At 70.5% G+C, this 24,869-nt stretch carries 18 protein-coding genes and 3 pseudogenes; 6 read left to right on the top strand and 15 right to left on the bottom strand.

From position 1 onward, the window contains the following. Nucleotides 1-2: 2 nt before the first annotated feature. Both LMU33_RS26390 and dxr read right to left on the bottom strand, forming a co-directional pair. Nucleotides 3-1,307: a M50 family metallopeptidase gene (locus LMU33_RS26390; protein WP_228623086.1), complete on the bottom strand. Its 1,305-nt coding sequence runs from the start codon at nucleotides 1,305-1,307 to the stop codon at nucleotides 3-5. Then, a complete protein-coding gene (gene dxr / locus LMU33_RS26385; RefSeq protein ID WP_228623085.1) occupies nucleotides 1,304-2,575 on the bottom strand; it encodes a 1-deoxy-D-xylulose-5-phosphate reductoisomerase in 1,272 nt (423 codons plus the stop codon). Before dxr ends, LMU33_RS26390 begins: the two co-directional genes overlap by 4 nt. Before the next feature lie 235 nt (nucleotides 2,576-2,810). Here dxr and LMU33_RS26380 point away from each other — a divergent pair, with 235 nt between their 5' ends. After that, nucleotides 2,811-3,275, top strand: a complete 465-nt coding sequence (locus LMU33_RS26380) for a hypothetical protein (RefSeq protein ID WP_228623084.1) — start codon at nucleotides 2,811-2,813, stop codon at nucleotides 3,273-3,275. Nucleotides 3,276-3,313: 38 nt separating this feature from the next. Here LMU33_RS26380 and LMU33_RS26375 read toward each other — a convergent pair whose 3' ends face one another. Continuing rightward, nucleotides 3,314-5,251, bottom strand: a complete 1,938-nt coding sequence (locus LMU33_RS26375) for an acyl-CoA dehydrogenase family protein (RefSeq protein WP_228623083.1) — start codon at nucleotides 5,249-5,251, stop codon at nucleotides 3,314-3,316. A gap of 322 nt (nucleotides 5,252-5,573) precedes the next feature. Here LMU33_RS26375 and LMU33_RS26370 point away from each other — a divergent pair, with 322 nt between their 5' ends. Both LMU33_RS26370 and LMU33_RS26365 read left to right on the top strand, forming a co-directional pair. Further along, on the top strand, nucleotides 5,574-6,551 hold the full coding sequence (locus LMU33_RS26370) for a LacI family DNA-binding transcriptional regulator (RefSeq protein WP_228623082.1): 978 nt from the start codon (nucleotides 5,574-5,576) through the stop codon (nucleotides 6,549-6,551). Between the two features lie 81 nt (nucleotides 6,552-6,632). Further along, nucleotides 6,633-7,489: pseudogene (locus LMU33_RS26365) on the top strand (TIM-barrel domain-containing protein); the annotation flags it as partial. Here the strand turns inward: LMU33_RS26365 and LMU33_RS26360 are convergent. After that, nucleotides 7,482-7,742 (bottom strand): annotated as a pseudogene (locus tag LMU33_RS26360) (GH12 family glycosyl hydrolase domain-containing protein); the annotation flags it as partial. The pseudogenes LMU33_RS26365 and LMU33_RS26360 overlap by 8 nt on opposite strands. A 2-nt stretch (nucleotides 7,743-7,744) precedes the next feature. On the opposite strand from LMU33_RS26360, the pseudogene LMU33_RS26355 reads away from it, so the two are divergent. Beyond that, a pseudogene (locus LMU33_RS26355) lies at nucleotides 7,745-8,086 on the top strand (carbohydrate-binding protein); the annotation flags it as partial. 121 nt (nucleotides 8,087-8,207) lie between these two features. On the opposite strand, the gene LMU33_RS26350 reads toward LMU33_RS26355, so the two are convergent. From LMU33_RS26350 to LMU33_RS26335, 4 genes are all read right to left on the bottom strand, one after another. After that, nucleotides 8,208-9,575 carry a S53 family peptidase gene (locus LMU33_RS26350; protein ID WP_228623081.1) on the bottom strand — a complete coding sequence of 456 codons (1,368 nt, stop codon included), beginning with the start codon at nucleotides 9,573-9,575 and terminating at the stop codon, nucleotides 8,208-8,210. A 201-nt stretch (nucleotides 9,576-9,776) separates the two neighbouring features. Beyond that, nucleotides 9,777-11,222 (bottom strand): aldehyde dehydrogenase family protein, encoded by a 1,446-nt coding sequence (locus tag LMU33_RS26345; RefSeq protein ID WP_228623080.1) that lies wholly within the window; start codon nucleotides 11,220-11,222, stop codon nucleotides 9,777-9,779. A 159-nt stretch (nucleotides 11,223-11,381) separates the two neighbouring features. Continuing rightward, nucleotides 11,382-13,046, bottom strand: coding sequence for a PucR family transcriptional regulator (locus tag LMU33_RS26340; protein ID WP_228623079.1), 1,665 nt, complete (start codon nucleotides 13,044-13,046; stop codon nucleotides 11,382-11,384). 157 nt (nucleotides 13,047-13,203) lie between these two features. Further along, nucleotides 13,204-15,330 (bottom strand): type IV secretory system conjugative DNA transfer family protein, encoded by a 2,127-nt coding sequence (locus LMU33_RS26335; RefSeq protein ID WP_228623078.1) that lies wholly within the window; start codon nucleotides 15,328-15,330, stop codon nucleotides 13,204-13,206. 300 nt (nucleotides 15,331-15,630) lie between these two features. Here LMU33_RS26335 and gabT point away from each other — a divergent pair, with 300 nt between their 5' ends. Next, complete coding sequence (gabT, locus tag LMU33_RS26330) at nucleotides 15,631-16,965, top strand: 4-aminobutyrate--2-oxoglutarate transaminase (RefSeq protein ID WP_228623077.1); 1,335 nt, start codon at nucleotides 15,631-15,633, stop codon at nucleotides 16,963-16,965. A 415-nt stretch (nucleotides 16,966-17,380) separates the two neighbouring features. Further along, nucleotides 17,381-18,130 carry a phosphatase PAP2 family protein gene (locus tag LMU33_RS26325; protein ID WP_372478057.1) on the top strand — a complete coding sequence of 250 codons (750 nt, stop codon included), beginning with the start codon at nucleotides 17,381-17,383 and terminating at the stop codon, nucleotides 18,128-18,130. A 13-nt stretch (nucleotides 18,131-18,143) separates the two neighbouring features. Here the strand turns inward: LMU33_RS26325 and LMU33_RS26320 are convergent, their stop codons facing one another. The 7 genes from LMU33_RS26320 to LMU33_RS26290 all read right to left on the bottom strand — a co-directional run bounded on the left by LMU33_RS26320 (nucleotide 18,144) and on the right by LMU33_RS26290 (nucleotide 24,805). Then, nucleotides 18,144-18,602, bottom strand: coding sequence for a hypothetical protein (locus LMU33_RS26320; RefSeq protein ID WP_228623075.1), 459 nt, complete (start codon nucleotides 18,600-18,602; stop codon nucleotides 18,144-18,146). A gap of 147 nt (nucleotides 18,603-18,749) precedes the next feature. Continuing rightward, nucleotides 18,750-19,025 (bottom strand): hypothetical protein, encoded by a 276-nt coding sequence (locus LMU33_RS26315; protein WP_228623074.1) that lies wholly within the window; start codon nucleotides 19,023-19,025, stop codon nucleotides 18,750-18,752. Between the two features lie 157 nt (nucleotides 19,026-19,182). Next, entirely contained in the window at nucleotides 19,183-20,613 is a 1,431-nt protein-coding gene (locus LMU33_RS26310; protein ID WP_228623073.1) for an NAD(P)/FAD-dependent oxidoreductase, read from the bottom strand. A 51-nt stretch (nucleotides 20,614-20,664) separates the two neighbouring features. Next, nucleotides 20,665-21,465 (bottom strand): ABC transporter permease, encoded by an 801-nt coding sequence (locus LMU33_RS26305; RefSeq protein ID WP_228623072.1) that lies wholly within the window; start codon nucleotides 21,463-21,465, stop codon nucleotides 20,665-20,667. Then, nucleotides 21,466-22,401: an ABC transporter permease gene (locus LMU33_RS26300; RefSeq protein ID WP_228623071.1), complete on the bottom strand. Its 936-nt coding sequence runs from the start codon at nucleotides 22,399-22,401 to the stop codon at nucleotides 21,466-21,468. It lies immediately after the preceding gene. Further along, nucleotides 22,401-23,552: an ABC transporter ATP-binding protein gene (locus LMU33_RS26295; protein WP_249814259.1), complete on the bottom strand. Its 1,152-nt coding sequence runs from the start codon at nucleotides 23,550-23,552 to the stop codon at nucleotides 22,401-22,403. The genes LMU33_RS26300 and LMU33_RS26295 overlap by 1 nt, the downstream gene beginning before the upstream one ends. A 5-nt stretch (nucleotides 23,553-23,557) precedes the next feature. Beyond that, nucleotides 23,558-24,805, bottom strand: a complete 1,248-nt coding sequence (locus tag LMU33_RS26290) for an ABC transporter substrate-binding protein (protein WP_228623069.1) — start codon at nucleotides 24,803-24,805, stop codon at nucleotides 23,558-23,560. Between the last annotated feature and the right edge of the window lie 64 nt (nucleotides 24,806-24,869).

Below are 24,869 nucleotides of genomic sequence, written 5' to 3'. Positions count from 1 at the left end.
GGCTAGGAGATTTTCACCGGGTTAACGACATCCGCCACCAGGACCAGGATCGTAAAGCAGACGAAGATCCCCGCCACCACATACGCCACCGGCATCAGCTTCGCCACGTCGAACGGGCCCGGGTCCGGGCGGCGCAGCACCCGTGCCACGTTCCTGCGCAGCGCCTCCCACAGCGCGCCCGCGATGTGTCCGCCGTCGAGCGGGAGCAGCGGGAGCATGTTGAACAGGAACAGCGAGAGGTTGAAGCCGGCGAGCAGCATCACGAACATCGCCACCTGCTGGGAGGCGGGGATGTCGAGGGTGGCGATGTCGCCGGTGATGCGGGCGGCGCCGACGATGCCCACCGGGGAGTCCGGCTGGCGCGGGGCGTTGCCGAAGGCCGCGTCCCACAGGGCCGGGATCTTGGCGGGCAGTGCGGCCAGGGAGTCGACGGCGTCGCCGACCCGGTCGGTCATCCAGGTCACGGACTGGCCGAAGTCCTGGTGGACGACGCCGGTGGCGGCGCTGAAGCCGAGGAAGCCGGCCTTGACGTACTGGCCCTGGACGTACTGGCCGCTGGAGTCCTTCTTGGCGACCAGGTTGGTGGCGATCTTGGCGTGCAGGGTGACCTGCCTGCCGTCGCGCTGGACGACGATCGGGACGGTCTTGCCGGCGCTGTCCCTGATCAGGTCCGACAGGGTGTTCCAGTCCTTGGTCGGTTTGCCGTCGAAGGAGACGATCTTGTCGCGCTTCTTCATGCCGGCGGCCTGGGCCGGGGACGCCATGTCGGACTTCTTGCAGCTGTCGCGGTTCTCGCTCTGCGCGATGACGCAGGGCGAGACGGAGGCGACGGTGGTGGTCTGCTGCTGGATGCCGAAGCCCATGAGGACCGTGAAGAACAGGGCGATCGCGAGGATCAGGTTCATGAACGGGCCCGCGAACATGACGATGACGCGCTTCCACGGCTTGCGCGTGTAGAACATGCGCGTCTCGTCGCCGGGCTGGAGCTCCTCGAAGGCCGCCGAGCGGGCGTCCTCGATCATGCCGCGCCACGGGGAGGTGGAGCGGGCGGAGACGCGGCCCTGGTCGTCGGGCGGGAACATGCCGATCATGCGGATGTAGCCGCCGAGCGGGACCGCCTTGATGCCGTACTCGGTCTCGCCCTTCTTGCGCGACCAGACGGTCGGGCCGAAGCCGACCATGTACTGCGGGACGCGGATGCCGAAGAGCTTGGCCGTGGACAGGTGCCCCAGCTCGTGCCACGCGATCGAGACGAGCAGGCCCACCGCGAAGACCAGTATGCCGAGGATGAACATCAAGGTCGTCATGCACGCGCCTCCGCGGTCGCCGTCGTGGCTGTGAGTTCGCGGGCCCGGGCGCGGGCCCAGGTCTCCGCTTCGAGGACGTCCGACACGGTGAGTGAAGTTCCCGTGGCCGGGGTGCCGTGTTCCTCGACCACCCGGGTGACGGTCTCCATGATGCCGTTGAAGGGCAGCACGCCGGTGCGGAAGGCCTCGACGCACTCCTCGTTGGCCGCATTGAACACCGCCGGCGCGGTCCCCGCGAGCCGCCCCACGTGCCGGGCGAGGTTCACCGAGGGGAAGGCCTCGTTGTCCAGGGGGAAGAACTCCCAGGTGGAAGCCTTGCTCCAGTCGAAGGCGGGCGCCGCGTCGGGAACGCGTTCGGGCCAGCCCAGACCGATGGCGATGGGCCCGCGCATGTCGGGGGGCGTCGCCTGGGCGATCGTGGATCCGTCGGTGAACTCGACCATCGAGTGGACATACGACTGGGGATGCACGACCACCTCAATGCGGTCGAAGGGAATGTCGTAGAGCAGGTGTGCCTCGATGACCTCCAGGCCCTTGTTGACCAGGGTCGCGGAGTTGATCGTGATCACCGGGCCCATCGCCCAGGTGGGGTGGGCGAGGGCGTCCTCGACGGTGACGTGCGCCAGGTCGGCCTTCGTACGGCCCCGGAAGGGCCCTCCGGACGCCGTGACCACCAGCTTGCGCACATCGGCCCTCGTCCCGCAGGCCAGCGCCTGGAAGAGCGCGGCGTGCTCGGAGTCGACCGGGATGATCTGGCCCGGCTTGGCCAGCGTCTTGACCAGCGGCCCGCCGACGATCAGGGACTCCTTGTTGGCGAGCGCCAGGGTGTGGCCGGCCTCCAGGGCGGCGAGGGTGGGCGCGAGGCCGATGGAGCCGGTGATGCCGTTCAGCACGGTGTGGCAGTCGGAGCCGGCGACCTGGGTCGCCGCGTCCGGTCCGGCGAGGATCTCGGGCAGCGGCTCGCCGGGGCCGTACTCGGCGGCGAGCGCCTCGCGCAGGGCGGGTACGGCGTCCTCGCGGGCGACCGCGACGGTCCGCACGCGCAGGCGGCGCGCCTGCTCGGCGAGGAGGGCGATGCGGCCGCCGTTCGCGGACAGGGCGGTGACCCGGAACCGGTCGGGGTGGCGCAGCACGAGGTCGATGGCCTGGGTGCCGATGGATCCGGTGGAGCCGAGGATCACCACGTCCTTGGGGCTGTCGCCCGCGAGGGGATCGTAGACGAGGTGCGGATCGGCGAGGGGTGCCGGATGGGCGGGGCTGTCGGTCATCCCCCCATTGTTGCCGCAACCGGTGACCGGCAGGACAGGGCGTCCCCCGGGCGGGTGCGTGAACGTCTTTCGTCGCCGGATGGAGGGTTTTCCCGTTGTCAAGGCGTGGTGAAGATCATATTTCTGAAATCGCGCGCTTTCGGCCGCCGGTGATGGCATCCTTCCCGTGGCGCCCTTCGCGAAGGGCGCGCACAACTGGGGGAACAACAGGGGGAGGAACATCACCTTGAACCGCATGCGTACGACCGCGGCCGCGCTGGCCACCGCCGGCGTGCTGGCAGCCACTCAGCTCGCTTTCGCCGGGGGCGCGGCCGCCGCCACCCGGGCTCCGCAGAGCACCGGCTGCCCGATCAACATCGTGTACCCGAGCCGCTTCTACGTCGACTCGCACGGCTGGGTCACCAACGGGGGCCTGTACTTCGGCATCAAGAGCAAGACGGCCACGAGCTTCAAGAAGGTCACGTTCAGCGTCACGAACGTCAAGAACCTCCGCTTCGGCAAGGCCAAGCCCACCGGCGGCAGGATCACCCACAACTCGACCACCTCGGTGTCCGTCTACGCGGGGACGTTCAAGGGCAGGGCGAGCCTGGGCATGAGGATCCCCACACACCTGCTCAACACCCGTAGCTACCAGCTGAAGTTCACCCTGCACGGCTCGGGCTGGAACTGCGCCGTGAACCAGGGCACCTGGGGCAACTGACCCGCCCCGGGCACCCGGTCGACAGGCGGGAGGGCGGCTCAGTCCCCGAAGGGGCGGCGCTCGCTCTCCCGCGTGGAGGCGCCGGGGGTCGCGTCGGCGATCCACGGGCCGTCCCCGGACGGATCGACGACGCCTTCCTCGAGCCACGTGTAGGCCCCGCCGAGCACGCCCTTGACCACCTTGCGGTCGAGGGCGTCGGTGTTGGTCCACAGCCGGTCGAAGAGTTCCTCGATCCGGATGCGGGCCTGCCGGCAGAAGGCGTCGGCCAGCTGGTAGGCCTCGCGGCCGTGGTCGTCCCGGCTGCGCAGCAGCTCGGCCCGGACGCAGGCCGCGCTCATCGCGAACAGCTCGGCGCCGATGTCCACGATGCGCCCGAGGAAGCCCTGCTTGGTCTCCATCCGGCCCTGCCAGCGGGACATGGCGTAGAAGGTGGAGCGGGCCAGTTTGCGGGCGGTGCGCTCGACGTAGCGCAGATGCCCGGACAGGTCGACTCCGTTCTTGAACTGGCCGTACGCGGTGGGCAGTTGTCCGGGCCCGGCGACCAGCTTGGGCAGCCACTTGGCGTAGAACACGCCTGCGTTCGCGCCCGCCTTCGCCTTGTCGGACAGGGACTTGTCGGGGTCGATGAGGTCACCGGCGACCGAGAGGTGGGCGTCGACGGCCTCGCGGGCGATCAGCAGGTGCATGATCTCCGTGGAGCCCTCGAAGATGCGGTTGATGCGCAGGTCGCGCAGGATCTGCTCGGCCGGAACCGCGCGCTCGCCGCGGGCCCTGAGGGACTCGGCCGTCTCGTAGCCGCGTCCGCCGCGGATCTGGACCAGTTCGTCGGCCATCTTCCAGGCCATCTCGGAGCCGTAGAGCTTGGCGAGTGCGGCTTCGATGCGGATGTCGTTGCGGTCCTCGTCGGCCATCTGCGAGGACAGGTCCAGGACGGCCTCCAGGGCGAAGGTGGTGGCCGCGATGAAGCTGATCTTGGAGCCGACGGCCTCGTGCAGCGCGACCGGCTTGCCCCACTGCTCGCGCTCCGCCGACCACTCGCGGGCGATCTTCAGGCACCATTTCCCGGCGCCCGCGCACATCGCCGGCAGCGACAGCCGCCCGGTGTTCAGGGTGGTGAGCGCGATCTTCAGGCCGGCGCCCTCCGGGCCGATCCGGTTGGCGGCCGGGACCCGCACCTGGTGGAAGCGGGTGACGCCGTTCTCGATGCCACGCAGGCCCATGAAGACGTTGCGGTTCTCGACGGTGACGCCCTCCGCGGTCGCCTCCACCACGAACGCGGTGATGCCGCCCTTGTGCCCCTCGGACTTCGGTACCCGCGCCATGACGACGAGCAGGTCGGCGACCACCCCGTTGGTGGTCCACAGCTTCACCCCGTCGAGGACGTAGGTGTCGCCGTCGGGTACGGCCGTGGTGGCGAGGCGGGCCGGGTCGGAGCCGACGTCCGGCTCGGTGAGCAGGAAGGCGGAGATGTCGGTGCGGGCGCAGCGGGGCAGGAAGGTGTCCTTCTGCTCCTGGGTGCCGAAGAGCTTCAGCGGCTGGGGTACGCCGATCGACTGGTGGGCGGAGAGCAGCGCGCCGACGGCGGGGCTGGCGGAGCCGACCAGGGCGAGGGCCTTGTTGTAGTAGAGCTGGGTGAGGCCGAGACCGTCGTACTTGGGGTCGATCTTCATGCCGAAGGCGCCGAGTTCCTTCAGGCCGGTCACGACCTCGTCGGGGATGCGGGCCTCGCGCTCGATGCGGGCGGAGTCGATCGTGGACTCGCAGAACGCGCGCAGCTTGCCGAGGAACTCCTCGCCACGCCGGACGCTGTCGGGGTCCGGGAGCGGGTGGGGGTGGATGAGGTCGAGCCGGAAGCGCCCGAGGAACAGTTCCTTGGCGAAGCTGGGCTTGTGCCAGTCCTGCTGCCGGGCGGCCTCCGCCACCCGACGTGCCTCGCGCTCGGTGACATTGGTGCGTGACTTGGTGGGGGCGGACATTGAGGCTCACCTCGCCGCGAAGAGGGATGAATTGGACCGTTCGTTACCGACCAGTGCTACTGGATCGTTGGTACCCGAAACGGGCCGACCCCACCACCCCTCGCGCGTCCATCCGGCCGAAAGCCCGGCCGGATACTCCACGCGCGGGTGTGTACTGGTTTCCCGGCGCGCGCCTCGTACCACCTCCCGGGAAAAGCAGTCGAAGCGCTTCGACAGCTTCTGGACTCCCAGCCCTGGCTGAGGCTGGCGTCAATCTCATCCTCACTCGCCCCCGTAAGCAACGCGCGGTCGGTCGAAGCGCTTCACAAGGCTTGGAGCACGGATGGTCACCCTTGCCGAGGTCGCCCAGCACGCCGGAGTCTCGGCGAGCACGGTGAGCCATGTCCTCAGCGGCAAGCGGTCCATCTCCGCGACCACCCGGCAGCGGGTCGAGCAGAGCATCCGGGAACTGGGCTACCACCCCAATGCCGGCGCCCGCGCCCTGGCCGGCAAGCGGTCGAACATCATCGCGCTGATGATCCCGCTGCGCACCGACATGTACGTGCCGGTGATGATGGAGATCGCCATCGCGGCGGCCGCCACGGCCCGCACCCACGGCTACGACGTCCTCCTCCTCACCGGGGAGGAGGGGCCCGACGCGATGATCCTGATGGACGTCGAGCTGGAGGACCAGCGGCTGCCGCTGCTCAGGCAGACCGACCGGCCCTCGGTGCTCATCGGCCTGCCCGCCGACACGGACGGTCTGACCTGCGTGGACCTGGACTGGAGTGCGACGGGCGCGCTGTGCGTGGAGCATCTGGCGGCGCTCGGGCACCGTGACGTCGCTGTCATCGGCGAGGCCCCGGCCGTCTACGAGCGCCACACCGGATTCGCCGAGCGCACCCTCGACGGACTGCGTTCCCGGGCCCGCGAGACGGGCGTGCGGGTGCTGCACCGCCCGTGCGACGGCGGATACGACGCGATGGCGGTGACCCTGGCCCGGATCCTCGACGAGCGCCCGGCGACGACCGGGTTCGTGGTGCAGAACGAGTCGGCGGTGGAGCCGCTGCTCGCGCTGCTGCGCCAGCAGGGACGGGCCGTGCCGGAGGACGTGTCCGTGGTCGCGGTCTGCCCGGACCAGGTCGCCGTGCAGGCCTCGGTCCGGCTGACCTCGGTCGCCATCCCGGCGCAGGAGATGGGCCGGTACGCGGTCGAGCACCTGGTGGCCAAGCTGGACGGGCGGGGCGGCGACGAGGTCGTGCTGATCGTGCCCGAGCTGACGGTACGGGCGAGTTCGGGACCGGCGCCGGCCGCGTCCTGACGTACCTTCCCGTGGCTCCGGTGCGTCCGGGGCACGGCTCCGCCTGCCTTGACCCTGTCCGCACTGTTTCAGGATCACGCCGTGAACCAGCATGCCGTCGCGCAGCCCAAGGTCAGCCTCGCCCGGTCCTCCCCCACCGTCGGCACCTTCCGCGAGCGGGACGGCGCGCTGGAGTGGAGCGGCCGTCAGGAGACGGTGCGGATCGAGCCGTGGGATCCGGACGCGGTCCGGGTGCGCGCCCGGCTCGGCGGCCCGGTGCTGGAGGGGCTCCCGGGCGCGCTCCTCGACTCCCCGCCCGCACAAGGACGCCGGGGTCGAGATCGGTGGCGGCGCGGCGCGGCTGACGGTCGGCGCACTGACCGCCGAGGTGAGCGCCGAGGGCCTGGTCCGCTTTCTGCGCACCGAGGACCGTACGGAGCTGCTCGCCGAGGAGCGGGCCCACTTCTGGTGGCCGGGGTCGCGGCTGTACACGGCGGTCGGCAACGGCCACCACCGCCTTGAGCAGCGGTTCGCCGCCTGCGAGGGCGAGAAGCTGTACGTCCTGGGCCAGCACCAGCACGGGCGCCTGGACCAAAAGGGCCTGGTGCTGGACCTCGTGCAGCGCAACGCCGAGGTGAGCGTGCCGGTGCTGGTGTCCAGCCGGGGCTACACCCTGCTGTGGAACAACCCGGCGATCGGCCGGGGGGAACTGGCGGGCAACGGCACCCGCTGGGTAGCGGACTCGGCCCGGCAGATCGACTACTGGATCACGGCGGGCACGCCGGCCGACGGGCAGCGCGCCTACAGCGCGGTGACCGGGCGCTCCCCGATGCTGCCGGAGTGGGCGGCCGGCTTCTGGCAGTGCAAGCTGCGCTACCGCACGCAGAGCGAACTCCTGGACGTGGCACGGGAGTACAAGCGCCGGGGCCTGCCCCTATCGGCGATCGTGTGCGACTCCTTGATCCACTTCAGGATCGGCAGGATGTTCACCGTGCCCGAGCCGGCGTTGGAGCTGCGGACGAAGGAGAAGACGTCGTTGGAGCCGTTGTTGCCCTTGTAGACGGTCCAGGTGGAGTCGCCGAGGGTGAGGGTGCCCTGGGAGGTGCCGAGCGGGCCGACGGCGCCGGTCTTGTTGACCGCCCAGACGCCCCAGTTGGTGCCGGAGTCGGCCCAGATGCACGGGCTGCCGGCGCCGGCGCCCCAGATGTCGTTGCTTCGACGAGCAGTCCGGCATCGCGATCGTGGACCGGACGAGGACGGCGGGCGACGCGGTGACACCGGCGCACGGCGGCACGGCCGAACTCGTCCACCGCTCCTGCGACTTCGGTACGGGGGTGGGCGAGGTGACGGCGCAGGTGGCGGGCGAGGGCGTGCTGGAGGTGTCCCTGGACGGCGGCCCGGTGCTGGCCAACCTGGCACCGTCCACCCCCACCGCAGGCGCCTACGCCTACACCACCCTGGGCGCCGCCATCGCCGCCATCGCCGCCGCCGGCGTGCACGACGTCCGCCTCAGGCTGCGCGGCCCGCTGCGGCTCGCGCACGTCGGCTTCTCCGGTCGAGGGTCCGGATCGGCCGACGACGGGACGGGGCCCGGCACCGAAAGGCAGCGGTGCCGGGCCCCTTCTGCAGGCTGACGTGCGGTGACGTGCGACCGCGGGCGTCAGGGTGTCGGACTCGTCAGCCGCGGCTCGCCTTGGCGAGGGCCGGCACGAAGCGCAGGGCGTCCAGGGTGCCCACGCCGGTGGCCATGTCGTAGCCGTTGACGGCCTTGTAGCCCTTCACGCCCTGGTAGCTGTTGTCGGTGCCGTCGTTGACGTCGACGACGCCCGGGTTCTTCTGCTTCAGCAGGGTGTAGAGGGCCGCGTTGATGTTGCCCACGCGGTGGCCGCCCGCCTGGTCGGCGAGGGCGACGATGCCCGAGAACAGGGGGCTGGCCTCGCTGGTGCCGCCGGAGACGTCCCAGCCGGTGGCCGTCGGGTCGTAGCTGGAGTACACCCAGGCACCGCCGTTGACCGCGGCGGCCATCGAGATGTCCGGGGTGCCGCGGCGGGTGCCGACGACGTTCTTGACCCCGTCCTGGTAGGCCGGCCGGTTGAACACGTGGGACTGGCCGCCGCCGCCCGCGCCGTAGTCGTTGTAGACGCTGTCCGGCTTGACGCGCTCGCCCTTGTCGTTCAGGTGGAGCTGGGTGCCGCCGATGGAGGTGACCAGCGGGTCGGACGACGGCCAGGAGTTGACGCGCTTGTTGTAGTACGTCTTGCCGTCCAGCTTCATGTCGGTGGCGCCGCCGTCACCGGAGGAGGCGAGCACGGTCACGTGCTTGCGCTGCGCGGCCTCGAAGGCGTACCGGAGCTTCTTGATGCTGGAGAAGTCGCCCTTGTCGAAGCCCGGGAAGGTGTTCTCGGTGGCGCCGAAGCTCTGGGTGATGACGTCGCCGACACCGTGGTCGATCAGGTACTTCTCGGCGGACATCATCTCCGGCAGGCCGGTGGTGCCCTCGGTCTCCGAGACCGCCGTCTCCACCAGCACGATCTTCGCACCCGGCGCGACGGCGTGGGCCATCTCGACGTCCAGCGTGGTCTCGCCGGCCCAGCCGGTCATGTCCGAGTTCTTCGGGTCGAACTTGGGGACATGGCCCCACTTGACGACGTCGACCTTGGTGCTGGGCAGCCCGAACTGCTTGCTGTAGACGTCCAGGTCGTGCTGGACGGTCGGGGACCCGAAGGAGTCGACGATCACGATCGTACGGCCCTTGCCCGTGATGCCCTTCTTGTACAGCGGGTTCAGGTCGTACGCCGTTCTGTACTGGAGCGGGTTGTAGCAGTTGATGTGCCATTTGGCCTGGCACTGGGCGATGGGGAGGGGGCTGGCCACGTCGTGGACGAGGGTCTGCCCCGCGACGGCCGGCTGCGCGAAGGTGTGCGGCACGCCGGCGGGCGCGGCGGTGGTGGCGCCTGCCGAGGAGATGGTCGCCAGTCCTGCGGCGACGAGTGCGGCAGTGGCGGCGGAGGCCGCGAGGCCGCGCCCGGTACGGGCTATGTGCATGTGTTCCCCTGAGTGGTCCGAAGTCGGACTTGATCGGTCGCCCTAGCAGACACACAGACGGCCGACTGAGTCATGCACAGATCAATATTATTGACCGGCCGATGCCGAATCCTTTACCCGGCCAGAGCTTTCGGGAACACGAACGGCCGGTGCCCCCGCACAGTGGGCACCGGCCGTTCCGTCCGACCTGTCCGTGGCAGGTCAGAGCGCGAGACCGGTCAGGACCAGCACGCGCTCGTAGGTGTAGTCCTCCATCGCGAACCGCACGCCTTCGCGGCCCACACCGGACTGCTTGGCGCCGCCGTACGGCATCTGGTCGGCGCGGTAGGACGGGACGTCGCCGATCACCACGCCGCCGACCTCGAGGGCGCGGTGGGCGCGGAAGGCGACCTGCAGGTCGTGGGTGAACACGCCCGCCTGGAGGCCGTACTTCGAGTTGTTGACCGCGGCGAAGGCCTCCGCCTCGCCGTCCACCTTCTGCACGGTGAGGACCGGTCCGAAGACCTCCTCGCAGGCGAGGGTGACGTCCGCCGGTACGTCGGTGAGGACGGTCGGCGCGTAGGAGGCGCCGTCGCGGTCGCCGCCGGTGAGCAGCGTGGCGCCGGCCTCGACCGCCTCCTTCACCCAGGACTCCACGCGCTTGGCCGCGTCCTCGCTGACCAGCGGGCCCACGTCCGTCTTGGCGTCGGACGGGTCACCGGTGACCTGGGCCTCGACGGCGGCGACGATGCGCGGCAGCAGGCGGTCGTGGACGGAGGCGTCGGCGATCACGCGCTGCACGGAGATGCAGGACTGGCCGGCCTGGTAGTTGGAGAAGGTCGCGATGCGGGTCGCGGCCCAGTCCAGGTCTGCGTCGGAGGCGTAGTCGCCGAGGACGACCGCGGCTCCGTTGCCGCCCAGCTCCAGCGTGCAGTGCTTGCGCGGCACCGAGTCCATGATCGCGTAGCCGACCTTGTCGGAACCGGTGAAGGAGATCACCGGCAGGCGCTCGTCCTGGACCAGGGCGGGCATGCGGTCGTTCGGGACCGGCAGGACCGACCAGGAACCGGCCGGCAGGTCGGTCTCGGCCAGCAGCTCGCCGAGGATCAGGCCGGAGAGCGGGGTGGCCGGGGCCGGCTTGAGGATGATCGGCGCGCCGACGGCGATCGCGGGGGCGACCTTGTGCGCGCACAGGTTCAGCGGGAAGTTGAACGGCGCGATGCCGAGCACGACACCCTTCGGGAAGCGGCGGGTGAGCGCCAGCCGGCCCTGGCCGCCGGCGTCGGTGTCCAGCCGCTGGGCCTCGCCGCCGTTGAACCGCCGGGCCTCCTCGGCGGCGAACCGGAACACGGAGACGGCACGGCCGACTTCGCCCCGGGCCCACTTGACGGGCTTGCCGTTCTCGGCGGAGATCAGCTGGGCGATCTCCTCGGTGCGCTCGACCAGCCGCTTGCTGACGTGGTCGAGGGCGGCGGCGCGCACGTGCGCCGGGGTGGCGGCGAACTCGTCGCGCACGGCGTACGCGGCGGCCACGGCCTCCTCTACCTGGGCGTCGGTCGGCACGCCGACCTTGCCGACGAGGCGCCCGTCCCACGGGGAGGTGACGTCGAAGCTGTCCTCGCCGGTGACCTGGCGGCCGGCGAGCCAGAAGGCGTGGGTGGAAGTCATGTGTCGGTTCCCGGCCCTTCCGCGTTGGAGGTGTGCTTGGCTTTCGTGGTCCACGGTAGGGCGGGGCCGACCGGGGGTCGCTTGTCCGAGTCGTAGCAGTGGGCAGCCCCGGCACTACTGTTTGGACTACTTGGAGTACTCGGCGCCGGTCTGTTCGGACTACTCGGCGCTGGTCGCCTTCAGCGCCAGCCACAGCTCCATCCGGACGTCGGGATCGTCCAGGGACCGCCCGAGGATCTCCTCGACCCGCCGCATCCGGTACCGCAGCGTGTGCCGGTGCACGCCCAGGTCCGCCGCAGCCGCGTCCCACTGCCCGTGCCGCGACAGCCACGCCCGCAGCGAGGCGACCAGATCCCCCCGCCCCGTCGCGTCGTGCTCGTGCAGCGCCCGCAGCAACCCGTCCGCGAACGCCTTCACCGCGTCGTCGGCCAGCAGCGGCAGCACGGACCCCGCGGCCAGCTGCTCGTGCTCCACCAGCACCCGCCCCCGCCGCCGCGCCACCGACAGCGCCTGCTCGGCCTGCTTGTAGGCCGCCGCGGCGGCGATCGGCCCGGCCGGCGCGGACAGCCCTACGACCAGTTCCTCCTCGTCGCCCCCGGTCTGCTCCGGCACGGCCCGCGCCGCCTCCAGCGCCGCCGCGTGACCCGTGCAGGCGGCCACCGCCGCGCCGCCGTCGGCGCCGAGCACCACCAGCCGCTCCCCCTCGGGCACGACCAGCACGGCCTCCCCGGAGCGCGCGGCAGCGGACTCCAGGGCCTCCGCCAGCCCGCCCAGCGGATCACCGCTCGTGGCACCGGCGGCAGGCACGGCGCCACCGGTACCCGGCCCGCGCACGTGGCCGTGGCCGTGGGCGTCCGCGTGCGCCCGAGCGGCGGATCCGGACGCCGCCTCGGCGACGATCATCCGGAACGGCGCGTCCAGCAGCCCGCCGTAGAGGTCCCCGGCGACGGCCCGGGCGTGGTCGGGCTCCCCGGCCAGGAGCATGCGCAGCACGGCCGCGCCTACGCGCTGTTCGGCCGCGTGCAGGGAGCGGGAGCGTTCGGTGGTGAGGGTGAGCAGGGCGATGGCGGAGTGCACGGCGTAGCGCTCGGCGGTGCCGAGGGCGGCGGCGGTGCCGACGGCGAGCGCGGCGCGCGGCCGCCGCCCGGTCCCCAGGGAGTGCAGCTCGACCCGGTCCTCGTGCTCGGGCCCGCCGACGACGGACGACGCCGGCGCGGGACGCTCCCGCAGCCGCTCGACCTCGGCGGTCAGCCGGGCGGCACGCCGGCCGGCCCACTCGGGCGCGGCGGCGACGACGGCGCCGGAGGCGTCGTACAGCGCGGCCCACCCGTCGACCTGCCCGGCGAGCGCGCCGAGCAGCCCCTCGGGCCCGGAGCTCAGCGCCTGCTTGGTCAGCTCCCGCTGCGCGGCGAACCCCGCGGTGACGGCACGGTACTGATCGGCGGCGATGGCGGCGGACACGGCCTTGCTGATGGCGAGGAAGGGGGTGCGGCGGGGCACCTCCAGCAGGGGCAGCCCCTCCTGCCGGCAGGCGTCGACGAGAGCCGCCGGGATGTCCTCGTAATTGACCCCCACGGCGAACCCGAGCCCGACGACACCGGCCCCTGCGAGCCGCTTCACGTACCGCCGCATGGCCTCGGGGTCCTCGGCGTCCAGCTTGAGCGCGGTGATCAGCAGCAGCTCACCGCCCTCCATGTACGGCACGGGGTCGGCCAGCTCACTGACGTGGGCCCAGCGGACGGGCACGTCGAGGCGGTCCTCGCCCGCGCGCACGGTCAGCTTCAGCGCGGAGTGGTGGACGAGCGAGGCGAGGGTCGGGGGCATGAGGCCTTCAGTCGACGGCGGATCGAGCGTTCGGATGAGTGGATCTCATGGTCGGACCGTGGTCGTCCGGATCCTTCGTATCCTTCGTATCCTTTGGCCGAACCGTATGAACGGCCTACACCGATTCTGCCTCACCGTACGATCCCCCGCCGCCTCCTCACCCCCTCAGATCCACCAGCAACGGCGGCGCGTGCTCCCCCCGCACACTCGTCAACGACAACACCGCATGCCCCGCCGGCACCCCATGAGCCAACTCGGACGCAGACCAGCGCTCACGCTCCACCTGACGGACGGTGACGGCGCGGGCGGTGGGCGCCTGTCCTGTGATGACCCGTCGCAGGATGTGCACGGCCTTGCCGGCCGGGGTCTCGGCGATGATCTGGCGATCGGTGACGTCCCGGGTCTCGATCCACTCCTTGCCCCACACTTCGGCGAAGTCCTGCCCGTCCCAGGGGGTGACCCCGGCCAGTGCCATCCGGCAGCCGGTCGCGCCGAGCAGCGGACTGCGCAGCGGCCTGGGTACGTCGTCCAGGGTGCGCAGGGTGAGCACCGCACCGGCACCGGCCGAGCGAAGGCGCTGGACGCCACGGACCGCCTCCGGGGTGATGACACCGGAGGCGTCGTCGAGGATCAGGCAGGCGAACAGCGACCGGTCCTCCCGTACGGTCACGGCCGCCGTGAACTGGGCCAGCACCAGCCGGGCCAGGATCCGGGAAGCGTCGGCGTGCCCGCGCTGTGGCAGGTCGATGCGGACGCGCACCGGATGGTCGAGGGCCTTGAGTGAGAACGGCCGGGCCTGGTCGGAGGTGTTGAAAAAGCCGGCGAAGACAGGCCTGTCGAGCAGCGCGATCCGGTCGGCGAGCACGGTGCCGATGTCGCCCGGGTGGGCCATCTGCCGTTCGCGGGCGTCGAGTTCCCGCAGGAGCCCCTCCTGTCCGGTGTCCGTCAACGCCTTGCGCAGCGCGGCCAGCGGGCCGGGGGCGCCGTCGAGGAGCTGGCGCAGCTCGGGCACGGACGGAAAGCGGTCGTGGACGGCACGGAAGGGACCGAGCAGCTGGGCGAGAACAGTGGTCGAGCGGCGGCTGTCGCTGCCCGGGTGAGCATCGGCGAGGTCGCCTGCGAGGGCCTCGGCGAGTATGGCAGCCGCCTCGTCGGGGTCGGTGGTGCCGCCGTAGAGGTCGAGGTCGTAGACGGACTCCGGGTGCCCGATGCGTACGACGACGTCGTAGGCCTCGGCCGGGCCGAGTCCGGTGCCCGCCGCGCCGACGACCACGACGGAGGCGCGCCCGGCGAGGGCGTGCAGGCACAGGGACTCGGCGAGCGGCCGTACCACCGCGCGGGTCTTGCCCGAGCCGGACGGGCCTACGACGAGCAGCGAGGTACCGAGCAGGCCGGGGTCGAGGCCGAGGCCCGCGCCCCGGTAGTGGTAGGGGTTGCGGGGGTCGTCGACGGCGGTGCCGAGCCGGACCTGGCCGGTGAGCAGGTCGTGGCGGGCGTGCCGCGCGGGCAGGTCGCGTTCGCCGGAGGGGTGCAGGCAGGCGGCGGAGCCGTCCTTGACCACGGCGCCGGTGAAGGTGGCCAGCGTGTGCCGTCCCGCCCGCACCCCCTGCCAAGCCCGGCTGATGCGCGCATGATCGACGTCCCGCATGAGCCCGGCCTTCGCCTCGGCGGCAAGCCGATCGGCGGCCTCGTGGGCACCGGCGCGGCGCAGGTGGGGCCATTCGGCCGGGTCCTGCTCGGGCGTGGGCGGGCGCTCGACCACCGGCAGGGCCGGCCGCCAGGCCGGCGGGCCGTAGCGGCGCCAGACCTCGCCCCAGCGGCCGAGACGGCCGACGATGAGCAGAATGGCAAGACCGATGACGGTGTAGTAGCCGTACCAGAGGAAGGCGCGCGACACATTGCTGTCGCTGTTGCGCCAGGAGTCGGGGACGAGCAGTTCGAGTGGCAGCACCCACCAGCTGCCGAGATAGCCGTTCCACAGCAAGGACCAGACCAGCCAGCCGACGAGAAAGGCGATGAAAGCACCGCTGATCAGCTGTCGGGCCGGGATCTGCTCGGGCTCCTGCTCGGGCCGGGGCCGGTGTCCGAGGCGCCACACGCCGGGCGCCGCCTCGGGGCGGGTTGTGCGCAGCCAGTTCAGGAAGGCGGAGCCGTCCGGTTGCGGCGGCACACTGGGAGGTGCCGCCGGCATGGGTGGCACGGCGCTCCCCTCGCGTGGTACCGCAGGGCGAGGTACAGGATTCGCATGCGTGCCGCGTGCGTCGCGCGTGCCGTCGCCGTCCATCGACCTTGCCCCCTGACCAGCCGTTCCGTCCACCGTCAGCGAGCAATCTAACGCCCCGGCAGGGGGAGTTCACCGCTTACGCGGCCGAGAGCGCCCGCCGACTGGGCGTACCCCGGCCGGACGGCTATGTCCATGACGGACAACCGGGGTGACCGACAACGCCCACATGGAGCATGCCCACCCCCCACCCTCGGCCCTAGCCTGCGAAGAAAGATAGGTATGCGGCCGAAAACGCACTGCCCGGAATCGTCCGGGACGCCAGACAAGACCGCCCGGTACGCAAGATCATCAGGAGCCCCCATGACCGCACTTCCGCAGGAGCGCCGCGTCGTCACCGCCATCCCCGGCCCGAAGTCGCAGGAGCTGCAGGCCCGCCGTACCGCCGCGGTCGCGCAGGGCGTGGGCTCCGTGCTGCCGGTCTTCACCGCGCGCGCCGGTGGCGGGATCATCGAGGACGTCGACGGCAACCGGCTCATCGACTTCGGGTCCGGTATCGCCGTGACCTCCGTCGGCGCCTCCGCCGAGGCCGTCGTACGGCGGGCGAGCGCCCAGCTCGCCGACTTCACCCACACCTGTTTCATGGTCACCCCGTACGAGGGGTACGTGGAGGTGGCGGAGGCCCTGGCCGAGCTGACCCCCGGTGACCACGCCAAGAAGTCCGCGCTGTTCAACTCCGGCGCCGAGGCCGTCGAGAACGCCGTCAAGATCGCGCGTGCCTACACCAAGCGGCAGGCCGTCGTGGTGTTCGACCACGGGTACCACGGGCGGACCAACCTGACCATGGCGCTCACCGCCAAGAACATGCCGTACAAGCACGGGTTCGGGCCGTTCGCTCCCGAGGTGTACCGGGTGCCGGTCGCCTACGCCTACCGCTGGCCGACCGGGGCCGACAACTGCGGTCCCGAGGCCGCCGCGCAGGCCATCGACCAGATCACCAAGCAGGTCGGCCCGGACAACGTGGCCGCGATCATCATCGAGCCCGTGCTCGGCGAGGGTGGCTTCATCGAGCCGGCCAAGGGCTTCCTCCCGGCGATCCGGCAGTTCGCCTCCGACAACGGGATCGTCTTCGTCGCCGACGAGATCCAGAGCGGTTTCTGCCGGACCGGGCAGTGGTTCGCCTGCGAGGACGAGGGGATCGTCCCCGACCTGATCACGACCGCCAAGGGCATCGCCGGTGGGCTTCCGCTCGCCGCCGTCACCGGGCGTGCGGAGATCATGGACGCCGCGCACGCCGGCGGGCTGGGCGGTACGTACGGCGGCAACCCCGTCGCCTGTGCGGGTGCCCTCGGTGCCATCGAGACCATGAAGGAGCTCGACCTCAACGGCAAGGCCAAGCGCATCGAGGAGATCATGAAGGGTCGCCTCGCCGCCATGGCCGAGAAGTTCGACGTCATCGGTGACGTGCGCGGGCGCGGCGCGATGATCGCGATCGAGCTCGTGAAGGACCGTGCCACCAAGGAGCCGAACCCGGAGGCCACGGCCGCGCTCGCCAAGGCCTGCCACGCCGAGGGCCTGCTGGTCCTGACCTGCGGCACCTACGGCAACGTGCTGCGCTTCCTGCCCCCGCTGGTGATCGGCGAGGACCTGCTGAACGAGGGCCTCGACATCATCGAGCAGGCCTTCGCGCGCATCTGAGCGACTGGTCCGCACCTCTGAACGGGTGCCTGCGGCAGGCCGTGTGAAGAACGTGTGGGGGGTGGATGACGGGAGCCGATTCCGTCTGCCCAAGCGGCCCGGCCTGCCGTAGGTTCTACCCAGATGAGAGATACACCCCGCCCACAGGGGACTGTGGGCGATTTCAGGCCGGGGCCTCCCCAGCTTCGACCTGGTCGTGCCCTCGCGCACACAACAACCGGCGCCTGACGGCTCCGGGATCTCCTCACCGATCGGACGGTCGCCGCCCCAAACCCCCCGGGGCGCGCGACGTTCCGATCCGGACGGCCGCCTCGGAACTACCCCCCCTGTTCCGGGGCGGCCGACCTCCTTCTCCTTGCCTTGCACCAGGCGGTCCCGGTCCGGATCGAGCCGGTTTCCCGGACATGGCCCGACGATGCGTTCCGGGCCGAACGGACCTGCGAAGCTGGGCACCGTGTCGACCTCAGCCCGCCTCTTTGCGCTCCTCGGTCTCCCGGCCGGCCTCTTCGCCGCGATCACCTGGCAGGTCGTGACCCACGGCCCGCTGCTGCGCCTGGACTCCCGCCTCAGCCGGGACCTGGTCCATCGGGACGGATTCGGCGCGTACCTCTCCGACCTCGGCAACATCCAGGTCGCCGTCCCGGTGCTCGCCGCGGCCGTGCTCTACGTCCTCTGGCGGGGACGGTCCACCGGTACGGAACGGTGGTGGCTGCCACCCGCCGCCGCGGCCGTACTCATGGCGCTGGTCCCGGCGATCGTCGTACCCCTCAAGGACTGGACCGCACGGCCGGGGACCCCCGTGGTGCCTCCGGCTGTCGGCTATTTCCCCTCCGGGCACACGGCCACGGCGGCCGTCGCCTACGGCTCCGCGACACTGCTCCTGCTGCCCTGGCTGCGCTCAACGGCCGCCCGCCGGAGCCTGGTCGCCGGGTGCGCGGTCCTGGTGCTCGGAGTGTCGTACGGGCTCGTCCGGCACGGCTGGCACTGGCCGATGGACGTGGTGGCCAGCTGGTGCCTGTGCACCGTGCTGCTGACCGCCCTTTCCCTGGTGCCGGGGGTCTCGAAGAAGCCTGGCGTCTTGAAGAAGGCGGAGGCCTTGACGGGGCCGGGTGTCCTGACGAAGCCGGGTGTCCTGACGGAGGAAGGGACGCGCGGCTCCGGCTGAGTCCCATGCGGCGCTACCGGTCCCCGTCCCCTCCCCCGGCCAGCCGCGCCGCCGCCTCGTGCATCGCCAGCTCCAGCAGCGCCGGGTCGGTCAGCGTGCCGGAGCCGTCCGGCGGCACCAGCCAGCGCACGCCACGGGTCGCCCGGCCCGGATACGGCACGACGATCCAGGTGCCGGGCCCGGCGGTGCGGATGCCGGTGCCGATCCAGCGGGCCGCGGTGCCCGGCGGCACGAAGAACCCGACCCGGTTGTCGCCGAAGTCGACCAGCACCGGGCCGGGTCGGTCGAGTACGCGGATGAGCACGTCCAGCGTCGGATAGCCGAGGTCACCCGGCAGGATCAGTACGTCCCAGGCCCTGCCGGCCGGCAGCAGCGCGACCCCGAGGGGATTGCGCTCCCATTCCCAGCGGCAGGCTTCGGGGTCCGGTGCGGCGGATGCCAGCCATTCGACGGCCGTCTTCGCCCCAGTCATCGTCAAGGCCTCCCTGTCTCTCGCCCGACCGTCCGGAGCGGTCGCGTCAGGAGGAGAGAGGGAGGCCTTCCCGAGGGCATTACGCGGGTTCCACGCCCCCATCGAGGTGACCTGGGTCACATTTCGCTAGCGGGCCGGGGGTGACCGTCAGTAGTAGTACCAGTACCAGTCGTCGTCGCAGTGATGGTGACGGTGGTGGTGGTCCCAGTCGTAGCTCCAGTAGTCCCCGTCGTGATGGTCGTGGCGGGGAGTCATGGTCACCGCGGACGTCTGGTGCATCGGCGCCGCCGTGGCGGCCGCCACCGGCAGCATGACGGCTCCGGCAACGACGACGGCGGAGGCCACCGCCGTCGCCAGGCCGCCCAGGCGGCGCTTGGGACGGGCGTCGTCGTGCTTGCGGTCGAAGCGGTTGATGAGGGTCATGGTCTTCTCCTGCTGTTCCGGTGTGGAAGTCGGTGCCTCCCGGTGAGGCCCGTGCTTCAAGTACGCCGGAACGCGGCGGCGGAGTCATGCTCCGGAAACTCGGGGCTTGACCCAGCCACAGGGGCCGGGTACAAGCCCCGCAGGCCGACGAAAGGCCTCAGCTGTCGAAGCCCAGCCCCAGCCGGTCCATGGTGCGCAGCCACAGGTTGCGCCGCCCGCCGTGCGCGTCCGCGCGGGCCAGGGACCACTTGGTGAGGGCGATCCCGGTCCAGGCGAACGGCTCGGGCGGGAACGGCAGCGGCTTCTTGCGGACCATCTCCAGCTCCGTCCGCTCGGTGCGCTCCCCGTCCAGCAGGTCGAGCATCACGTCCGCGCCGAAGCGGGTCGCTCCGACACCCAGGCCGGTGTACCCGGCCGCGTACGCGACCTTCCCCTGGTGTGCCGTGCCGAAGAACGCCGAGAAGCGCGAGCAGGTGTCGATCGCGCCGCCCCAGGCATGCGTGAAGCGGACGCCCTCCAACTGCGGGAAGCAGGTGAAGAAGTGGCCGGCGAGCTTGGCGTAGGTCTCCGGCCGGTCGTCGTACTCGGCGCGCACCCGGCCGCCGTAGTGGTGGATCGCGTCGTAGCCGCCCCACAGGATGCGGTTGTCGGCGGAGAGGCGGAAGTAGTGGAACTGGTTGGCCGAGTCGCCGAGTCCCTGTCTGTTCTTCCAGCCGACCGACTCCAGTTGCGCGTCACTCAGCGGCTCGGTCATCAGCGCGTAGTCGTAGACCGGGACGGTGTAGGAGCGCACGCGGCGCAGCAGGCTGGGGAAGATGTTGGTGCCGAGCGCGACCCTGCGGGCGCGGACCGCGCCGTACGGCGTGCGTACGGCCATCCCGGCGCCGTACGGCTTCAACGTCAGCGCGGGCGTGTGCTCGTACACCCGCACCCCGAGCTGCAGACACGCCTTCTTCAGGCCCCACGCCAGCTTCGCCGGGTGCAGCATGGCCACGCCCCGGCGGTCCCACAGACCGGCCTCGAAGGTGGGCGAGTTCACCTGCTCGCGCACGGCGTCGGCGTCCAGGAACTCGATGCCGTCCGCGAGGCCCTGCTCCGCCAACTCCTTGTGCCAGTCGCGCAGTTCCCAGGCCTGGTAGGTCTCGGTGGCGACGTCGATCTCGCCGGTGCGCTCGAAGTCGCAGTCGATGCCGTGCCGGGCGATCGCGGCCTCGATCTCGTCCAGGTTGCGCCGGCCCAGTTCCTCGAGCTTCTGGATCTCGTCGGGCCAGCGGGTGAGGCCGTTGGGCAGGCCATGGGTGAGGGAGGCGGCGCAGAAGCCGCCGTTGCGGCCGGAGGCGGCCCAGCCCACCTCGCGGCCTTCCAGCAGGACCACGTCCCGCTGCGGATCGCGCTCTTTCGCGTTGAGCGCGGTCCACAGTCCGCTGTAGCCGCCGCCGACGACCAGCAGGTCGCAGGTGTCGGTGCCGGTGAGGGCGGGCTCGGGGTGGGGTTTGCCGGGGTCTTCCAGCCAGTACGGCACCGGCTGGGCTTCGGAGAGAGAAGCGATCCAGTTGTCTTTGCCACGACTCATGGCGCTTGGGGCCATGATTTCAACTCCCTACAGTGGACTTTCCCGACGGGGAATTCCTGAAAAGGCTTATGCCCTTTGTTTGTTGCGGCTGTTGCCGACGAGCATCGAGAACAGGGTGATGAGGACGGCGACGAGGAACATGGCCGTACCGATCACATTGATCTGGACCGGTGTTCCGCGCTGCGCCGAACCCCACACGAACATCGGGAAGGTGACGGTCGAGCCGGCGTTGAAGTTCGTGATGATGAAGTCGTCGAAGGACAGCGCGAACGACAGCAGCGCGCCCGCCGCGATGCCCGGTGCCGCGATGGGCAGGGTGACCCGCAGGAAGGTCTGCACGGGACCGGCGTACAGGTCCCGGGCGGCCTCCTCCAGGCGCGGGTCCATCGACATCACGCGCGCCTTGACCGCGGTGACGACGAAGCTGAGGCAGAACATGATGTGGGCGATGAGGATCGTCCAGAAGCCGAGCTGCGCGCCCATGTTGAGGAACAGGGTGAGCAGCGAGGCGGCCATGACGACCTCGGGCATCGCCATCGGCAGGAAGATCAGCGAGTTGACGGAGCCGCGGGCGCGGAAGCGGTAGCGGACCAGCGCGAAGGCGATCATCGTGCCGAGGATCGTGGCGCCGACCGTCGCCCACACCGCGATCTGGAGGCTGATGGACAGCGAGCCGCACATGTCGGCGACCCCACACGGCTGCTTCCAGGCGTCCAGGGAGAACTGCTGCCACTCGTAGTTGAAGCGCCCCTTCGGCTTGTTGAAGGAGAACACCGTCACGATGACGTTGGGCAGCAGCAGGTACGCGAGGGTCAGGGTTCCCGCGATGACGACGAGATGGCGCTTGAGCCAGTTGACGAAGGGCATTTAGACCAGGTCCTCCGTCCCGGACCGGCGGATGTAGATCGTGACCATGGCCAGGATCGCGGCCATGAGGATGAAGGAGAGCGCCGCGGCGGTCGGGTAGTCCAGGATCCGCAGGAACTGCGTCTGGATGACGTTTCCGATCATGCGGGTGTCGGTGGAGCCGAGCAGTTCGGAGTTGACGTAGTCACCGGCCGCCGGGATGAAGGTCAGCAGCGTGCCGGAGACCACGCCCGGCATCGACAGCGGGAAAGTCACCTTGCGGAAGGTGGTCCACGGCCTGGCGTACAGGTCGCCGGCCGCCTCGTGCAGCCGCCCGTCGATCCGCTCCAGCGAGGTGTACAGCGGCAGGATCATGAACGGCAGGAAGTTGTACGTCAGTCCGCACACCACCGCCAGCGGTGTGGCGAGGACGCGGTCGCCGGCCGTCCAGCCGAGCCAGTTGGTGACGTCCAGGACGTGCAGCGAGTTCAGGACGTGCACCACCGGGCCGTTGTCGGCGAGGATCGTCTTCCAGGCCAGGGTGCGGATCAGGAAGCTGGTGAAGAACGGCGCGATCACCAGGACCATGATCAGGTTCCGCCAGCGGCCCGCGCGGAACGCGATCAGATAGGCCAGCGGGTAGCCGAGCAGGAGGCACAGGACCGTGGCGCCGGCCGCGTAGAAGACGGACCGCAGGAACTGCGGCCAGTACTCGCTGAACGCATCCCAGTAGGTGGCGAAGTGCCAGGTGACCTTGTAGCCCTGCTCCAGGGAGCCCTGCTGCACGGAGGTGGAGGCCTGGTAGATCATCGGCAGGGCGAAGAAGACGATCAGCCAGAGGATGCCGGGCAGCAGCAGCCAGTACGGGGTGAACCGGCCGCGCTTGCGCGGGGGCTTCTGCTCCGGTGCGGTGGGCGCGAGCGGCGGGGGCGCCTCGGCTTCGGTGAGCGTCGTCATCAGGCGGCCGCCTCTTCCTCGGTGCCCGCGTCGATGTCCTGGGCCGCGTCCAGGCCGAAGGTGTGCGCCGGGCTCCAGTGCAGTACGACGTCCGCGCCGGGCACGAGCCGGCCGTCGCGCTCGACGTTCTGGACGTACACCGCGAGCTCGTCGCAGACCGGGCTGTCTATCACGTACTGGGTGGAGACACCGATGAAGCTGGCGTCGGCGATCCTGCCGGTGAGGCGGTTGCGGCCCTCGGGGATGTCCCCCGCGTCGTCGGCGTGCGTGAGGGAGATCTTCTCGGGGCGGATACCGACCAGCACCTTGCCGCCGGCCGTCGTCGGGGCCGCACATCGCGCCTTCGGCAGCACCAGCTTGCCGCCGCCCGCCTTGAGCACGATGTCGTCGCCGTTCTTCGTGTCGACCTCGGCCTCGATGAGGTTGGAGGTGCCGAGGAAGTTTGCGACGAAGGTCGTGTTCGGGTTCTCGTACAGGTCGGTGGGCGAGCCCAGCTGCTCGACGCGGCCCGCGTTCATCACGGCGACCGTGTCGGCCATGGTCATGGCCTCCTCCTGGTCGTGCGTGACATGGACGAAGGTGATGCCGACCTCGGTCTGGATGCGCTTGAGCTCCAGCTGCATCTGGCGGCGCAGCTTGAGGTCGAGGGCGCCGAGCGGCTCGTCGAGCAGCAGCACCTTGGGGTGGTTGATGAGGGCGCGGGCGACGGCGACGCGCTGCTGCTGGCCACCGGAGAGCTGGTGCGGCTTCTTGCGCGCCTGCTCGCCGAGCTGGACCAGCTCCAGCATCTCCTCGACCTGTTTCTTCACGCTCTTCATGCCGCGCCGGCGCAGCCCGAAGGCGACGTTCTCGAAGATGTCGAGGTGCGGGAAGAGGGCGTAGGACTGGAAGACGGTGTTCACCGGCCGCTTGTAGGGCGGCAGGTTGGTCACTTCCTGGTCGCCGAGGTGGACGGTGCCCGTCGTGGGCTCCTCCAGGCCGGCGATCATGCGCAGGGTGGTGGTCTTGCCGCAGCCGGAGGCGCCGAGCAGGGCGAAGAAGGAGCCCTGCGGCACGGTCAGGTCCAGCGGCTGTACGGCGGTGAACCCGTTGTCGTACGTCTTGCTGATACCGGAGAGGCGGACGTCGCCGCTGTTGTCTGGTGTCGTCATCGTCGTCACGCCCCTGTGAGCTTCGAGAACTTCTGCTGGTAGGCGGTCTCTTCCTTCTGCGTCAGCGAGCGGAAGGCGTGGGACCGGGCCTGCATGGCCTTGTCGGGGAGGATCAGCGGGTTGTCCGCCGCGCTCTTGTCGATCTTGGCAAGATACGGCTTCACCCCCGCGACCGGGCTCACGTAGTTGATGTACGCGGCGAGTTCGGCGGCCGGCTCGGGCTCGTAGAAGAAGTCGATGAGCCGCTCGGCGTTCGTCTTGTGGCGCGCCCTGTTGGGGATCAGCATGTTGTCGGTCGAGGTCATGTAGCCGCTGTCGGGGATGACGTAGCCGACGTCCGGGCTGTCGGCCTGGAGCTGGACGATGTCACCGGCCCAGGCGATACAGGCGGCGAAGTCGCCCTTGCTGAGGTCGGACGTGTAGTCATTGCCGGTGAAGCGGCGGATCTGGCCCTTGTCGACGGCCTTCTGCAGGCGGGCGATCACCGCGTCGAAGTCGTCGTCGGTGAACTTCGCCGGGTCCTTGCCCATGTCGAGCATGGTCATGCCGATGCTGTCGCGCATCTCGGTCAGGAAGCCGACGCGGCCCTTGAGCTTGGGGTTGTCGAGCAGGTCGGAGACCGACTTCACCTCGATGCCGTCGAGTGCCTTCTTGTTGTAGGCGATGACGGTGGAGATGCCCTGCCAGGGGTACGAGTAGGCCCGGCCCGGGTCCCAGTCGGGGGCGCGGAACTGGTCCGACAGGTTGGCGAAGGCGTGCGGCAGGTTGGACGGGTCCAGTTTCTGGACGTACCCGAGGCGGATCATGCGGGCGGCCAGCCAGTCGGTGAGCACGACGAGGTCACGGCCGGTGTCCTGGCCCGCGGCGAGCTGCGGCTGGATCTTGCCGAAGAACTCGTCGTTGTCGTTGATGTCCTCGGTGTACTTCACCTGGATGCCGGTCCGCCTGGCGAAGGCGTCGAGCGTGGGGTGCCGCTTGGTCTTGTCGTCCACGTCGATGTACTCGGGCCAGTTGGAGAAGTTGACGACCCTCTCCTTGGCCGAGTGGTCGTCGGCGGACACACCCCCTTGCGTCTTGGTCGCCGCGGGGATCCCGCAGGCGCTCAGCGCCCCGAGTCCGCCGACCGCGAGCGCGCCGCCCGCGGAGGCGCGCAGCAGCGAACGGCGGGTCATCGCGGCGCGGCCGCTGCGCAGACTGCGCCGTATGGCGGCGACTTCGACCGGGGTGAGGCGGTCGGGCTCGTACTGCTCCATGCGCATGGTGCCCTTTCGGGAGGGTTGAGTGGTCGGCCTGGTCGAGGGCCGGAGCGTCACACCC

Origin of the sequence: Streptomyces barringtoniae (genome assembly GCF_020819595.1) — a bacterium.
GTDB classification, from domain to species: Bacteria; Actinomycetota; Actinomycetes; order Streptomycetales; family Streptomycetaceae; genus Streptomyces; species Streptomyces barringtoniae.
Note: the sequence above shows the minus strand (reverse complement) of the source record. Positions and strands in the feature narration are given on the sequence as shown.

Excerpts from the sequence above, each read along its gene's own strand:
- LMU33_RS26390 (WP_228623086.1), bottom strand. The coding sequence starts at position 1,307 with ATGACGACCTTGATGTTCATCCTCGGCATACTGGTCTTCGCGGTGGGC.
- dxr (WP_228623085.1), bottom strand. The coding sequence starts at position 2,575 with ATGACCGACAGCCCCGCCCATCCGGCACCCCTCGCCGATCCGCACCTC.
- LMU33_RS26380 (WP_228623084.1), top strand. The coding sequence starts at position 2,811 with ATGCGTACGACCGCGGCCGCGCTGGCCACCGCCGGCGTGCTGGCAGCC.
- LMU33_RS26375 (WP_228623083.1), bottom strand. The coding sequence starts at position 5,251 with ATGTCCGCCCCCACCAAGTCACGCACCAATGTCACCGAGCGCGAGGCA.
- LMU33_RS26370 (WP_228623082.1), top strand. The coding sequence starts at position 5,574 with ATGGTCACCCTTGCCGAGGTCGCCCAGCACGCCGGAGTCTCGGCGAGC.
- LMU33_RS26350 (WP_228623081.1), bottom strand. The coding sequence starts at position 9,575 with ATGCACATAGCCCGTACCGGGCGCGGCCTCGCGGCCTCCGCCGCCACT.
- LMU33_RS26345 (WP_228623080.1), bottom strand. The coding sequence starts at position 11,222 with ATGACTTCCACCCACGCCTTCTGGCTCGCCGGCCGCCAGGTCACCGGC.
- LMU33_RS26340 (WP_228623079.1), bottom strand. The coding sequence starts at position 13,046 with ATGCCCCCGACCCTCGCCTCGCTCGTCCACCACTCCGCGCTGAAGCTG.
- LMU33_RS26335 (WP_228623078.1), bottom strand. The coding sequence starts at position 15,330 with ATGGACGGCGACGGCACGCGCGACGCACGCGGCACGCATGCGAATCCT.
- gabT (WP_228623077.1), top strand. The coding sequence starts at position 15,631 with ATGACCGCACTTCCGCAGGAGCGCCGCGTCGTCACCGCCATCCCCGGC.
- LMU33_RS26325 (WP_372478057.1), top strand. The coding sequence starts at position 17,381 with ATGCGTTCCGGGCCGAACGGACCTGCGAAGCTGGGCACCGTGTCGACC.
- LMU33_RS26320 (WP_228623075.1), bottom strand. The coding sequence starts at position 18,602 with ATGACTGGGGCGAAGACGGCCGTCGAATGGCTGGCATCCGCCGCACCG.
- LMU33_RS26315 (WP_228623074.1), bottom strand. The coding sequence starts at position 19,025 with ATGACCCTCATCAACCGCTTCGACCGCAAGCACGACGACGCCCGTCCC.
- LMU33_RS26310 (WP_228623073.1), bottom strand. The coding sequence starts at position 20,613 with ATGGCCCCAAGCGCCATGAGTCGTGGCAAAGACAACTGGATCGCTTCT.
- LMU33_RS26305 (WP_228623072.1), bottom strand. The coding sequence starts at position 21,465 with ATGCCCTTCGTCAACTGGCTCAAGCGCCATCTCGTCGTCATCGCGGGA.
- LMU33_RS26300 (WP_228623071.1), bottom strand. The coding sequence starts at position 22,401 with ATGACGACGCTCACCGAAGCCGAGGCGCCCCCGCCGCTCGCGCCCACC.
- LMU33_RS26295 (WP_249814259.1), bottom strand. The coding sequence starts at position 23,552 with ATGACGACACCAGACAACAGCGGCGACGTCCGCCTCTCCGGTATCAGC.
- LMU33_RS26290 (WP_228623069.1), bottom strand. The coding sequence starts at position 24,805 with ATGGAGCAGTACGAGCCCGACCGCCTCACCCCGGTCGAAGTCGCCGCC.